The organism is Novosphingobium sp. FW305-C-111 (assembly GCF_058783565.1).
In genome coordinates this window covers 73,672-87,065 of sequence record NZ_JBYSYP010000008.1, presented here as the reverse complement: position 1 = coordinate 87,065, position 13,394 = coordinate 73,672, and the positions used below count along the sequence as shown (strand labels likewise).

Below are 13,394 nucleotides of genomic sequence, written 5' to 3'. Positions count from 1 at the left end.
CTTTCGTCCCGAAGACCTGGGGATACACGAGTTTGCAGGACAACCGCGCGCAATGGCGGAGCATTCTCCGCAATTTGTCTGGCGGATGCGCGGTCAGGACAACCCCAGCTCCTGGCGTCGCCCGACCCGGAACTGGCTGTCGCGCACGGTTTTAAGAACGCTTATCGATCGACGAGATGACTCTACACCCGGCGCATCGGCCCTGGCCGCGCACCAGCCAATCCAGCGGCCTTCACGGCACGCGCGCCACCAATGGGGCTGTCAGTTTAACGCGTCGATTCCTAGCTCGAACAGCGGTCCTCGACGTCGCGCAATGATAGTGGGAAGCGCACGAACATCATGCCCACCAGCCGAATCACCTTCGGCAAGGAATGAGGTAACGGACCGGCCACGCAGTTTCGCAAGGACGTGACATCTGAACGCTCTGTCTTCTACTCCTTTCGGGTCTGGGCATCTTGTTTGACGATTCCCGGAGTCCTCACCCTGCTCCGATCAAAGCCAGCATTGCGCATGACTTCGTGATCCAGCCCCTCTGACAGCCGCATGCCGTCCGTGCTGTAGATCAACCGCTTGTTTTCAGCGTTGGAGTGCCATGAATTGCCCAGGATGGTGGCCGCCATCTTCGCCACAGTTTCCTCCAATTTGCCTTCTGGCGCACAACAATTCACCAGGCCCATCGCCACTGCTTCGGCCGCACTGTAAGGCTGGCAGGTAAGCATCATCTCGATCGCCTTGGCCTGTCCGACGCGGCGAGGAAGTCGCTGGGACATGCCCCAGCCGGGAACGAGGCCCCACTTGCCATGGGTGTCGGCGAACCGTGCGGTTTCGTCGCAGATGATGAAGTCCGCCGACAACGCGAGCTCGAGCCCTCCGGTATAACAGGTGCCGGAAACCGCCGCGATCACCGGCTGGCGCAAACGGGTGAGCATTTCGAGACTGTGCAGTTCCTGACGGAGCCAGCCCAAAGCGTCCGCGTGCGGCTTTTCCGAGAGGTCGTGCCCGGCGCAGAAATGCCCTCCGGACCCGCTCAGCACGACGAGCCCGATGCTCGAATCTTCGGCGAGGTCGCGGATATGCCCGCGAAGCGCCCTAAACATTTCACGATTGATCGCGTTGCGCTTTTCAGGACGGTTGAGCGTCAGCGTAGCAACTCCGCCGGCGTCGCTGCGCAATACGGTTTCGCTCATGGTCGTTCTCTCCCTGCGCAATGGCACTTGCGCGGTAACGTCATAATCATCTACAGCTTAACCCGTCAAAACAGTTCGCACCGAGAGGGTGATGAGGGACGAGGAAATTATCGGGCTAGGCTTACAGCCTCCGCCTGCGCGGATCGACCCGCCACTTGGACCGCGCGACGTTGCATCGCTGGTGGATCGGGCTGCGGCGAAGTGCCCGGACGACGAGGCGCTAGTCGATGCAAGCCGGCGCATGTCTTTCGCTGAAGTCGCGCGATCGGTCGAGGCCGCAGCGGTCCTCTTCGATCGGGCCGGCATTCGCAGCGGTGACCGTATTGCCGCGTCGCTTGGTAACGAGAACAGCCTTGTCATCGCATTCTTCGCCGCGATGCGGCTTGGCGCGGTGTGGGTCGGGATCAACAAGATTCTTCCGGTCGGGGAAAAGCGTTTCATCCTCGAACACAGCGGCGCTCGCCTGCTTCTAACCGACAGCTCCCTCTCCGACCAGGTCGGGCAATTGCGCTCCGCGTTGCCCGCCCTCGAGATGGTGTGGGTGCTCGACCACCCCCAAGAGGGCCACGGCTGGGCCGAAGTGCTCGACGGTGGCGACGGCACGCCCGCACCGCGCCCGGAAATCGATCCGTTTGCACCCGCTTCGATCATGTACACGAGCGGCACCACCGGCGTTCCCAAGGGCGTTGTGCACAGCCAGCACAACATGGTGGTCGTCCCCGCGGCAACGACCGGAATAGGGCTGCAGGCCCCCGATGCCAGGCGTGGTTCGGCGCTCCCGCTGACCATTACCAATGTCATGATCCTGGGGCCAGTCTCGGCGTTCTGGAACTTCAAGCCGTTCCTGTTCGGGCCAACCACCAAGATCGGCCCGCTCGTTGATTGGATGCACGAGGAGCGCATCGGCCAGATCGCCTTCGTTCCGACCATGGTCTACGACCTTCTCGAAGCAGACCTGGAGCTCCCTGCTGAGATCCGGCTTGGCAGCGGCGGCGCACCCCTTCCCCACGTCATCCGCGAGCGGTTCCGGCAGCGTTACGGATATGAGATCCAGACCAGTTATGGGCTGACCGAGGCACCCACTGTGGTGGCGCTGTCGAATGACAGCGTCCGGCCCGAGGGCGCAAGCGGAATTGCCCTGCCCCACTTCGAGCTGACCATTCGCGATGTGGATGGCGAGGTCCTCCCGAACGGCGAAGTCGGCGAAGTCTGCTTTGGGCCGGCCCGGAACGGTGCCTGGGCCGGCGTCTACACCCCTCCTCTAGGTTATTGGCGCGAGCCCGAAAAGACGGCGGCCCTCCTGAAGGGCGGGGTTGTCCATTCCGGCGATCACGGGAAGCTGGAAGACGACGGCTGGCTGACAATCGCCGATCGCAGTTCCGAACTCATTCTCCGCGGCGGCTCGAACGTCTATCCCGCGGAAATAGAAAGGGTCCTGCACACCCACCCGGATGTGGCCGACTGCGCGGTCGTCGGAAAACCGGACCTGCGGATGGGAATGCTCACCGTCGCGTGCATCCAGCCCGCCGCAGCCGGCGTCGACATCGAAGTGCTGCAGGAAGAATTGCGGGCACTCTGCCTCGAAAACCTGACAAGATACAAAGTCCCCGACGCGTGGAGATTCCTCGACGCTTTCCCGCGCAATGCGATGGGAAAAGTCGTCAAGCCCAAGCTGAGAGAACTGGTGAGCGGCGCATGACAACGCCGGGGCAGAGGAGATAGCAAATGCCGAGGCCGACCCGGTTCCACAACCGTCTCGCCGGGTGGCGCGCCATCGTCACCGGTGCCGGAACCGTTGGTGACGGGGTGGGAACGGGCAAGGCCATCGCCACTGTCCTTGCCGCTGAGGGTGCGCGTGTAGCGCTGCTCGACCTCGACGAAGCACGCGCGACCTCGACGCTTTCCCTGATCCGCGATTTAGGCGGCGAAGCAGCAATCTTTGCGGGCGATGTTTCCGACACGTCGGCAGCCGCAGGCATGGCCCGTGATGCCATCGCGTGGCTCGGCGGGCTGGACGTGCTGGTGAACAACATCGGCATTGCAGGCGGTGCAGGCCGCCTGCACGAGGTGGCGCAGGCAGAGCTGGACCGGGTCTACAGCGTCAATCTCGCCACGGTCCTGAACATGGTCCGGCACACGGTTCCCACGCTGATTGCGGGGAATGGCAAGGCCATCGTCAACGTCGCGTCGATTGCGGGACAGCTGGCTTCTGGCAGTGCGGCTTATGGCCCAAGCAAGGCGGCAATGATCCAGCTGACCCGCGAGCTGGCCGTCATGTACGGCAGGGACGGCGTACGAGCGAATTGCATCGCTCCGGGCCATATCGTCACACCGATGGTCGAGGAGCACGTCCAAGGCGAGCAGCGCCGGGTCCGTAGTGCCATCGCACCGCTAGGCGTGGAGGGCGACGCTTGGGACGTTGCCCAAGCTGCGCTATTTCTCGCCGGGCCGGAAAGCCGCTTCATCACCGGTCAGACAATCGCGGTCGATGGCGGGGCAGCGGTTACTCTCCCGCTCACCGCGTATGATCTGGCGAAGCGCGGATGAGCAATCCCTACGCCGCCGCGCTGCAACCATGGACTGGACCCATCCGGGCAGAATCTCTGCTGGCCGAGGCCGAACGAGCAACTGGCCTTTCCGACTGGGGCGGTCGGCGATGGAACGAGGACCGCTTCCGCCACGACCTTGCCCTGCTGTGCGACGAGATCGAGGAGTCCGGGCAGCTTTCCCCAGTGGGCCGAGGCAGGACGCGCTCGCGCCTGTTGACCACGCTCTTGTCGCGTCTGCGCTATCTCGATGCTCGCAACTCGTCCGCAGCAGACGACCAGAGGATCGTGGCGCCGATCATCGGCACCGGGATGCCGCGCGCCGGCACGACATTTTTCCACGGCCTGCTCGCCGCCGATAAGGCCAATCGTCCGGTCCCGGCATGGGAGGCGGCGATCCCCGCACCGCTGGCCGAAGCCGCTGACCGCGCTCAACTCTACGCCGCGTTGCTCGATTTCCAGGGTTTCACGGCGTCCGATGTGACCGAGATTCACCCTTTCGGAGCAACCCTGCCCGAAGAATGCATCTTCCTGCAGGAAGGAGATATTGGCGCGCTCTATTCGGTGTACTGGACAGTGCCTCACTATGCTGCTGCGGTCGCCGACAAGACCGCGAGCGCCTTTGCCTGGCAGCAGGGCATCATGCAGTATCTGCAATCCGGTTCTGGCGGGAAGCGATGGCTGCTCAAGGGGCCGGGCCACCTATACGTCTGGGACGAGCTGTTGATGGCGTTCCCGGACGCGCGCATCTACGTGAACCACAGGGATCCGGGGAAAGTCGTTCCCTCGATATCGAGCCTGTTCTGCAAGCTGCGTTCGCTGTTCTCCGACACCGCAATCGACCCGGTCGCTGTGGGACACGGGCAGCTGACTTCGTGGAGCCACGCGATGAACGCATATGCGGAATGGCGCGCAGCAGATGGGGCCGCTGCCAATGTCGCCGATATCCGCTTCGACGAGCTGATTGCCACGCCCATCGCAACGGCCGAAGCCCTTTACGACCGCTTTGAACTGCCTTTCTCCCGTGACACCCGCGCGGCGATGGAGCATCACCTTGAGAGCGATCACCACGCCAGCGCGCCCAAGCGCCGCTATGCCCTCGCCGATTACGGTCTGACGGAGGAAGCGGTCGAGCAGGCTTTCGGCGCCTATATCGACAAGTTCGGCGTTCGCCGCGAGAACCGGACATGAGCTCGGACCTCCAAGGCAAGGTCGCCCTGGTGACCGGCGGCGGCCGAGGAATTGGCGCGGCCATCGTGCAGCGGCTCTGTGATCAAGGCGTCCATGTCGCGTTCACGGATCTCGCACAAAGCGACAGCGAGCCGAACGGCAGCTTCTTCATCCGCGCCGACGCGACTGTGGAAAGCGACGCTGCTGCCGCGTTGGCCGACGTGGAAATGCGGTTCGGACGGCTCGACATCCTCGTGAACAACGTCGGCAACTTCGGAGCGGGTGATCGCTTGGACGTACCGCTTGAATCGACGCCGCTGGATGCGTGGGATGCGACGATGAAGCAATGCCTCACCTCGTGCATGCTCGGCATGAAATACGCCATTCCCGCGCTTCGGCGGGCCGGTGGCGGGGCCATCGTCAACATAGCGTCTCTCGCGGGAATTCGCGTGACCCGCTTCGCCACACCCGCCTACACCGCCGCAAAGGCGGCGGTAGTCCACTTGAGCGAACAACTCGCGGTGCTCCACGCCCCTGAAAACATCCGGATCAACGTCGTTGCTCCTGGGCTGACGCTGACCCCCAACATTGCCGAAACCTTGTCGCCCGAGAGTCAGCAGGCCATCGCTTCGGAGTTCCAGCCGATGGGCCGCCTGGTCACGCCTGCAGAAGTCGCCGACGCGGTCATCTGGGCAGCCTCTCCGCGGGCATCCGGTGTGACCGGGCTCGTGATCCCGGTCGACGGGGGCTGGGCCGCAAAATGAAAAGGGAACAGCCGATGAGTCGATCGCTTGAGGGTAAAGTCGCCATCGTGACCGGCGCGGGGCGCGGGATCGGTCGCGGAATCGCGGTCGAACTTGCAAAGGAGGGCGCCAGCGTCGTTGTCGCGTCACGCAGCCCGGGATCTATCGACGAGACGCTCGCCCTGATCAAAGGAGCTGGTGGCACGGCAATCGGACAGGTCTGCGACGTAGGAAATCACGATCACATCCGGAACACGGTAGCAACCGCGATAGAGCGGTGCGGCCGCATCGACATTCTCGTCAACAATGCCCAGGCTTTCGGCACCGAACAGGCCCCGGACCCCTCCCCGGTGCTGACCGGCATCGAGGACTTCCGAGACGCCGAATGGGACCGCACGTTCCTCACCGGTCCAACGGCCAGCTACCGCTTCATGAAGGAAGCCTTCCCGCACCTCAAATCGTCTGGCGCGGGGAGGATCATCAATTTCGGTTCGTACTGGGGCCAGATCGGAAACGAGGGGTCGGTCGCCTACAATGCGGCGAAGGAAGCCATTCGGGGACTTACCCGGACGGCGGCGCGCGAGTGGGGCCAGTATGGGATCACCTGCAACGTGATCAATCCCGCTATCGAAACCGACGCGATGACCAACCATCGCGAGAAGAATCCCGAAGCCATCGCTGCCGGCGAACTGATGGTTCCGATGCGCCGGTTCGGGAACATATTTTCCGACGGCGGGCGGATTGCGGTGTTTCTGGCAGGACCTGATTCCGCGTTTCTGACCGGCATGACTTTCCAGGTCGATGGCGGCCTGTTCATGTATCCTTGACTGAGGATTTGCGGAATGACCAACCCGATCGCAAATCCCGGGCAGTTCGCGGCCGAGCAGGATGTGATCGCAATCCGCCGCGACCCAATGGTTGTGGGCGCTCGTGCGCAGATCGAAGCTTTGTTCGCCCGCGGCTATGCCGACCGTATTCCGCTCGAGTCCCGCTCGCTGCTCGGCGAATTTTGCGAGGAGTACCTGACGAACTGGTTGTTCAAGGCCGCCGCATCCGACAGCCAGTATCCTCGCTTCGTCCGCAACTTCATGCCTGCCTACAGCTGGGCCGGGCACGACGTGCCCGGCGCAAGGACGGGCGGTGACAATCCCGACAACACCTACCGCCTCGCGGGGATAGAACATGGCTCGGCATACCGGGTCACAGGTCGAGTGCTCGATAGCGAGCCGGCCAACGTGTCCTTCACGCTCACTGCGAATTATGGAACTTCGCAAACCGTCCAGACCATCGAGTTGCACGAGATGGAGGTCGCTTCCGATGGCAGCTTCGAGCTGACCATCGACGGAGAGCCTGCGAATGGCCGCCCCAATCATCTGACGACGCGGCCGGGCACGAAGTTCCTGTTCGTAAGAGATTCGATGATGGTCTGGACGCACGAGACGCCGCTGGCACTTGCCATCGAGCGGCTGGGCGAGGCCAAGTCGCCGCCGATCGACCGCGAAGTCATGGCGGCGCGGGCGGTAGAGCACGCGCTTGGCGACCTTTACCTTTATTTTTGGTTCCAGAATGTCTGGAGCGGCCTAACCCCCAACACCATTACAAAGGCCCAGGCATTTGCCGGATCGGGTGGTGGCCTCGTCACGCAAGGCATCAGCAATGGTCATTTCGTGCTGGGGCCCGACGATGCCGTAATTCTCGAGTACGACCCGGCGGACGCGGGCTATTCGTCAGTGCAATTGACCGAGTGGCTCTATCGCTCACGCGACTACCAGCGGATCCAGTCGAGCCTGACCACCGCGCAAAGCACCGTAGACCGCGACGGGCGAGTGCGCGTGGTTATCGCACGCCGTGATCCTGGCGTCGCCAACTGGCTCGATACAGGGGGGCAGGCCAATGTTTTCACCATCCTGCGCTGGCAGAAGATGCGCGAGGGTGGTCGCCCAATCACCTCGTCAGCAAAACTGACTTCCATCGAAAAACTGAAGGGCGAGATGCCCGAAGAAACCGCCTGGCTGTCGTCCACGGAGCGCGCCGCGCAGCTGGCCGCCCGGACCGCAGCCTATCAACGCCGCATTACTTTCTGACCAGGAGACCAGCGTGACCGCACAGACAACCAGCCTTCCTCGCCGGATCGAGGACCTGACGGCCGCATGGCTGACCGAAGCCTTGTCCGCCAACTATCCCGGCACGGTGGTGACCGAGGCCCACATCGGCACCGTGATCGCCGGGACAGCCACCAAGGTGCGCCTGCTGCTTTCCTACAACGATGCCGGGCACACCAACCTCCTGCCCCCGACGATGTGGATCAAGGGCGGCTTCATCCGCCACGACTACACTTACGACAACTCGTTCGTGAACGAGGCGAAGTTTTACGGTTCGTGGGGCCGCGAACTTCAAAAGGAAATCAATATCCCGCGCGCCTTCTGGTCTGGTTGGCAAGAGGGTGAGCAGGGGCTGGTCCTGATGGAGGACCTCGCGGCCCGCAACGTGACCTTCGGCCGTGCCACCAGTCTCATCTCGATCGACCAGCAGGCGCAGGCTCTTGAACTGCTCGCCAAGATGCACGCACGGTGGTGGGAATCGCCCAACCTGAAAGTACTCAAGAACTTTTCAACGGCGTGGGAAGCCGCCGGTGACATCGTCATGCAGATGCTGCGGCCGGATTACTTCGAGGCCTGCATCAATGCCCGCCGCTGCGCCGCCTACGTCGGGCCGTACCGCGACCGCGAACGTATCATGCGGGGCCTGCGCACACAGTGGGCCAGAGGGAGCGAAGTGCCGCAGGTCTTCAGCCACGGCGACGCACATCTTGGCAACATGTTCTTCGAGCCCGACGGCACTCCCGGCTACCTCGACTGGCAGTCCTGGCAGGAAGGCCCGTACATGCACGACGTCGCCTATTCGACCATTGGCAACCTGAAAGTCGAAGACCGGCGCCATGCCGAAAAGGACCTGATCGCCGGTTACCTTGCTGCACTCACCGCAAACGGTGTCAGCAACCCGCCGTCGTTCGACGACGCCTGGGCCGCCTATCGCCGTCACGCGATGCACGGCTTCATGTGGCCCTTCACCCCTGAGGAAATGCAGCCGCTCGACATCGTGACCGCCGAGGGCGACTGCTTCGGGGCGGCAGTGATGGACCTCGATACCTTTGGCGCGCTCGGGGTATGATCGACGCGCTGTTTGCGGATGAAGCCGTGCGCGCGCGGGTGGTGCAGGTTCCGGGCGCACGTAACCTGCGCGACATGGGTGGATACCCGACTGTGGATGGCCGCCGCCTGCGCCGCGGCATGCTTTACCGCGGGGGCCACCTTGGCGGTGTTTCGGAAACTGATCATGGCCTGCTCGCCGGACTGGGGCTCGCGGCGATCGTGGACTTGCGCACGACCGAGGAACGGAACGACCTTCCCTTCCCGACATCGTTTACCGCGCCCCTCGAATACTGGACCCGAGACTACGACCTCAGCCGCGGCGAGGTGGTGAGCCTGTTGCGCGATCCCGCAACGACAGCGCAGGAAATGCGCGAGCGGATGGTCGCCAACTACCGCCGGTTTCCCGAGGAGCAAAAGGAAGGAATTGCCGCGGCCCTGCGGTTCATGAGCAGCGGACGCGTACCACTGCTGGTCAACTGCACGGCAGGCAAGGATCGGACCGGCGTTACCTGCGCCGTCGTTTTGTCCGCGCTGGGTGTCCCCCGGAAAATCGTGCGCCAGGACTATGCACTGACCGAGCGCCTGCATGATCCGGCGGGGCAGCTGTTCGACATCGATCCGGACGGTCCGTTCGCGTGGATCGCGGAAGTCGACCGCGACGTCTGGCGCACTATGATGCGCTCTGATCCGGCATATATCGACGCGGCGCTGGACGCCATCGACGCGGACCATGGCGGGGTCGAACAATACCTTTCGGAAGTGCACGGCATCGCCCCGAATGACCTTCAGGCGATGCGAAACGTGGTGCTTGAGGCCAGCTAGGCGATGGCACGCGCGGGCTTCAGGGCGCTGCAGAGCAGATCCACCTGAAGCCGGGTCATCGCTGCCATGTCATCCACGCCGGTTGCGGTTGCGCCAAGACCTCGTGTCGCAAACACAAGGTTGCGGGCCAGCTCCTTCGGGGACGCCAATGCGTTGTCAGGGGCGGCCTCCGCGATGAGTTCAGCCACCATTGCCTGCAAGTCGTCGTACACCTTGCGCACGACCGGGAACGAAAGGTCATCCATGTCACGCGCGTCAGGGACGGTGAGCTTCAGTTCGTAAACCCGCACAAGCCACAGATCGAGCGCGGTGCTGAGCTGATCGACGAGCCCGGTAGACCGGGCAAGGCTGCCGCGGATCTCCTCCAGGCGGAGCTGGTTGAGATGCAAGACTGCTGCTTCGAAAACTTCCTCCTTGCCGGGAAACAAGAGGTAGAGCGCAGGGCGCGACATTTCAGCTGCGCTGGCGATGTCGCCCATCGTAGTTCGCGCGAACCCGTACCGCATGAAGAGGTCTGCGGCGACTTTGACTGCGCGGTCGCGCTTGGTGTCGTTGCTCATCACGCCCCTGCTTTCGACGATGCGGTAGACGTAGTCTATCGAAATACTTTGATCTAACGCAATGACGTAATGTGTCAGAATGTCAGACCTCGACGAGCGGGCGGAGAAACGCCGCCTGAGAGGAGAGACCGACATGGATGCCCTGACCCTGCCTCGGCTGAAAGATTTCAGCGACCCGACATTCGACGCGTTCGCGTCCGAACGCGCCGCGCGAGGCAGCTATCCCGACCCCTACCCGCTGATCGAAAAGTTGCGAGCCGAAGGACCGGTCCACCACGTCGGCTACCGCGAGCTCTTTACCGATGTCCCGGACGCCCAGGTCGGCCACATGGATCACTGGACGGTGTTCGGATACGATGCCTGCAACCAGGTCCTGATGGACCCTGAAAACTTCACCAACTGGGAAGCATTCCGGCACAGCCTGGGCGTTTCGTTCGGCAGGACGATCACCTGCATGGACGGGGCGGAGCATGCGCGCTTCCGCAAGATACTTCAAAAGGCATTGCTGCCCAACGTCGTATCGAAGTGGGGTGAATCGCTTGTCGCACCGGTTATGGCGCGGCTGATGGGTGCTTTCGCCGCGCGCGGCCATGCCGACCTCGTTGAGGAATACACCCATCATTTCCCGTTCCAGATCGTCTATTCGATGCTTCACATCGGGGAGGACCAGGCCGTGGTGTTTCACAAGCTCGCGGTGGCACAGCTTCTGTCGGCCGCCGGCTTGCCGCAGGGCGAGGAGGCGACTGCCAAGCTTGGCGAGTTCTTCAAGGTCTATCTCGAAAATGTCCGAGCCGCTCCCGGAGACGACCTGATGAGCTACCTGTCGACGGTGGAAGTCGATGGCGAGAGGCTCGACGACGAAGTCCTGATCGCGTTCATGCGGCAGCTTCTCAACGCCGGCGGCGACACCACCTACCGGGCAACCAGCGTGTTGCTGACCTGCCTGCTGCGCCAACCCGACCTCTATCGCCAGGTCCAGGAAGATCGCAGCCTGCTTGGACCCGCCATCGAGGAGGCGCTGCGCTGGGACGGCCCTGTGACCTCTACGTTCCGCTATTGCGTGAAGGATACCGAGGTCCAGGGCCACCTGATCCCCGCTGGCACCGAAATCAATGTCTGCCTCGGCTCCGCCAACCGCGATCCGACAAAGTACGAGAACCCCGAAAAATTCGACATCTTTCGCAAGCGTACGGTGCGGCATCTCGCGTTCGCTGGCGGCCCTCACATCTGTGTCGGCCAGCATCTCGCACGGGTCGAGATGCACCGCGCGATGGAGGCAGTGTTCGACAGGCTGCCCAACCTGAGGCTCGATCCCGACAAGCCCGCGCCCAACATCGTCGGTCACCTGCTGAGGGTGCCCGATCACATCTTCGTGATGTTCGACCCGACCTGAGCGCTATGGCGGGACGCTAGTTCGCGAGGAGATCGTCCGGCGGAAGGCTGTCCCAGGCCAGCTGCTCGGAAACCACGAAGGGCGCGGCGAGTGGCACGATCCTCAGCACCTCGATCGCGCCGGTGGCACAGTCCGGCACGCAATCCCCGCACATCGCGCACAGGTCAGGATCGATCGCCACCCGGCGCCGCTCAATCATCACCGCGCCCTTGGGACAGGCCTCGTAACAACTGTAGCAAGCGGAGCAGAGCTCGGGATCGACCAGTCGCTGAAGCCTCGTTTCGGACATCGCATTTCTCCACCCCGGCCCGCTCTGCAAAACATTGACTTCGGTCAAGGACAGTCCGGCCAATCCGTTCATTCATATACACGATAATAGTTCAGAGAGAGGGACATTCCGATGGCGATCTCACCTGTCCGCGCCGACTTCGTGCCCAAGGAAGATTACATCTCCACCGACTTTGCGCGGGCGGAAAAGGACAAGCTCTGGTCCCGTGTATGGCAGGTCGCCTGCCGCGAACAGGAGGTCTTGAACGTCGGCGACTTCGTCACGTACGACATTTGTGACCAGTCGATCATCGTCGTACGATCCGAGCCGGATATCATCCGGGCTTTCTACAACGTCTGCATGCATCGCGGCCGGCGCCTGACCGAAGGGTCCGGCCATGCCGCACGATTCCATTGCAACTATCATGGTTGGCGATGGAACCTCGACGGATCGGTCAACCGCATCCTCGACGAGAAGGACTGGACGGGCTGCAAAGGCGCGAGCCACGATGACCTGCGGTTGCCCGAGATCCGGTGCGATCGCTGGGGCGGCTTCGTGTTCGTCAACCTGGACCCGTCATGCGAGCCACTTGCCGATTTCCTCGACCCGATGCCGACCTACATCGATCCGTTCGAACTCGAGAGAGCCAAATTCCGGTGGTCCTATTCTGTCCGTGTGCCATGCAATTGGAAGGTGGCGCTTGAGGCGTTCGACGAGGGCTATCATGTCGCGGCGACTCACCCGCAACTGCTTGACGGCTTCGGCGAGGATTACACTTGGTCGCGCGCCTGCGGAAAGCATGGCAACTTCGGCTACGACAAGTCGGCCCGTCCGTTCGGCGCGCCTTCGCCGCGCCAGAACAAGCCGGTGCCCGACGATCTTCGTCCGGGCATGATCCACTACATCCAGAACATCAACGATACCCTGCATGCCATTACGACCGAGAAGGATGCGGCCGCAGCAACGCGGCTGATGAACGAGGCGAGCGCGGACGACAGCCCGCTCGAACTCGCCGTCAAGCTCCTCAGGTTCCAGGAGGAGGCGGCAAGGGCGGCCGGCGCTCACTGGCCCGCGCTGACGCTGGAGCAGCGCGCTGCGGCCGGGACCGACTGGCACGTCTTTCCCAACCTGATCTTCCTGCCGAGCGGGACCGGGACGCTCGCTTACCGTTCGCGGCCCTGGGGGGATGGCACCGATCCTGACTGGTGCATCTACGATGTGTGGTCGCTCGAACAGTATGCCCCCGGTGCCGAACCTCCGGTGTGCCACAACGTGATCCACTCCGAGGATGGATGGCGCGCGATCGGCGGGGTGTCGGAAATCCTGGAGCAGGACTTTCTCAACATGGAGCAGGTCCAGCGCGGAATGAAGCAGCGCGGCTTCCCCGGGAACCGCACCAGCCCGGTCCAGGAGGTCGCGATCTCCAACATGCACCGCGTGCTGCACGAATACATCGCAGCCTAATCGAAGGGAGCCAAACTGATGGCCACTGCTGCCACGTTGAATCCGCCGGAGCTAACCGAGCGCCCGGCGCATGTCCCCGCGGACCTCGT

At 63.0% G+C, this 13,394-nt stretch carries 13 protein-coding genes; 10 read left to right on the top strand and 3 right to left on the bottom strand.

Annotated elements, in window-relative coordinates; all coding sequences use genetic code 11:
- Nucleotides 1–431: 431 nt before the first annotated feature.
- Entirely contained in the window at nucleotides 432–1,187 is a 756-nt protein-coding gene (locus tag AC3WLD_RS10975; protein WP_492557000.1) for an enoyl-CoA hydratase/isomerase family protein, read from the bottom strand.
- 91 nt (nucleotides 1,188–1,278) lie between these two features.
- Here AC3WLD_RS10975 and AC3WLD_RS10970 point away from each other — a divergent pair, with 91 nt between their 5' ends.
- From AC3WLD_RS10970 to AC3WLD_RS10935, 8 genes are read left to right on the top strand one after another with little or no spacing between them, the layout of a single operon-like run.
- The gene (locus AC3WLD_RS10970; protein WP_492556999.1) at nucleotides 1,279–2,886 is read left to right on the top strand and encodes a class I adenylate-forming enzyme family protein; all 1,608 of its coding nucleotides are present in this window, start codon (nucleotides 1,279–1,281) and stop codon (nucleotides 2,884–2,886) included.
- A 26-nt stretch (nucleotides 2,887–2,912) separates the two neighbouring features.
- Nucleotides 2,913–3,734 carry an SDR family NAD(P)-dependent oxidoreductase gene (locus AC3WLD_RS10965; protein WP_492556998.1) on the top strand — a complete coding sequence of 274 codons (822 nt, stop codon included), beginning with the start codon at nucleotides 2,913–2,915 and terminating at the stop codon, nucleotides 3,732–3,734.
- Nucleotides 3,731–4,924 carry a sulfotransferase family protein gene (locus AC3WLD_RS10960; protein ID WP_492556997.1) on the top strand — a complete coding sequence of 398 codons (1,194 nt, stop codon included), beginning with the start codon at nucleotides 3,731–3,733 and terminating at the stop codon, nucleotides 4,922–4,924. Before AC3WLD_RS10965 ends, AC3WLD_RS10960 begins: the two co-directional genes overlap by 4 nt.
- Nucleotides 4,921–5,667, top strand: coding sequence for an SDR family NAD(P)-dependent oxidoreductase (locus tag AC3WLD_RS10955; RefSeq protein ID WP_492556996.1), 747 nt, complete (start codon nucleotides 4,921–4,923; stop codon nucleotides 5,665–5,667). The genes AC3WLD_RS10960 and AC3WLD_RS10955 overlap by 4 nt, the downstream gene beginning before the upstream one ends.
- A 14-nt stretch (nucleotides 5,668–5,681) precedes the next feature.
- Nucleotides 5,682–6,473: an SDR family NAD(P)-dependent oxidoreductase gene (locus AC3WLD_RS10950; protein WP_492556995.1), complete on the top strand. Its 792-nt coding sequence runs from the start codon at nucleotides 5,682–5,684 to the stop codon at nucleotides 6,471–6,473.
- A gap of 15 nt (nucleotides 6,474–6,488) precedes the next feature.
- Nucleotides 6,489–7,730, top strand: coding sequence for a DUF1214 domain-containing protein (locus AC3WLD_RS10945; RefSeq protein ID WP_492556994.1), 1,242 nt, complete (start codon nucleotides 6,489–6,491; stop codon nucleotides 7,728–7,730).
- 13 nt (nucleotides 7,731–7,743) lie between these two features.
- On the top strand, nucleotides 7,744–8,817 hold the full coding sequence (locus AC3WLD_RS10940) for a phosphotransferase (protein WP_492556993.1): 1,074 nt from the start codon (nucleotides 7,744–7,746) through the stop codon (nucleotides 8,815–8,817).
- Nucleotides 8,814–9,620: a tyrosine-protein phosphatase gene (locus AC3WLD_RS10935; RefSeq protein ID WP_492556992.1), complete on the top strand. Its 807-nt coding sequence runs from the start codon at nucleotides 8,814–8,816 to the stop codon at nucleotides 9,618–9,620. The genes AC3WLD_RS10940 and AC3WLD_RS10935 overlap by 4 nt, the downstream gene beginning before the upstream one ends.
- On the opposite strand, the gene AC3WLD_RS10930 is transcribed toward AC3WLD_RS10935, so the two are convergent.
- Nucleotides 9,617–10,180 carry a TetR/AcrR family transcriptional regulator gene (locus AC3WLD_RS10930; protein WP_492556991.1) on the bottom strand — a complete coding sequence of 188 codons (564 nt, stop codon included), beginning with the start codon at nucleotides 10,178–10,180 and terminating at the stop codon, nucleotides 9,617–9,619. The two genes, AC3WLD_RS10935 and AC3WLD_RS10930, sit on opposite strands and share 4 nt — an antisense overlap.
- Nucleotides 10,181–10,313: 133 nt before the next feature.
- On the opposite strand from AC3WLD_RS10930, the gene AC3WLD_RS10925 reads away from it, so the two are divergent.
- Entirely contained in the window at nucleotides 10,314–11,573 is a 1,260-nt protein-coding gene (locus AC3WLD_RS10925) for a cytochrome P450 (protein ID WP_492556990.1), read from the top strand.
- A gap of 16 nt (nucleotides 11,574–11,589) precedes the next feature.
- Here the strand turns inward: AC3WLD_RS10925 and AC3WLD_RS10920 are convergent, their stop codons facing one another.
- Nucleotides 11,590–11,862, bottom strand: a complete 273-nt coding sequence (locus AC3WLD_RS10920) for a DUF362 domain-containing protein (protein WP_492556989.1) — start codon at nucleotides 11,860–11,862, stop codon at nucleotides 11,590–11,592.
- Nucleotides 11,863–11,973: 111 nt separating this feature from the next.
- On the opposite strand from AC3WLD_RS10920, the gene AC3WLD_RS10915 reads away from it, so the two are divergent.
- Nucleotides 11,974–13,305 carry an aromatic ring-hydroxylating oxygenase subunit alpha gene (locus AC3WLD_RS10915; protein WP_492556988.1) on the top strand — a complete coding sequence of 444 codons (1,332 nt, stop codon included), beginning with the start codon at nucleotides 11,974–11,976 and terminating at the stop codon, nucleotides 13,303–13,305.
- Nucleotides 13,306–13,394 lie beyond the last annotated feature (89 nt).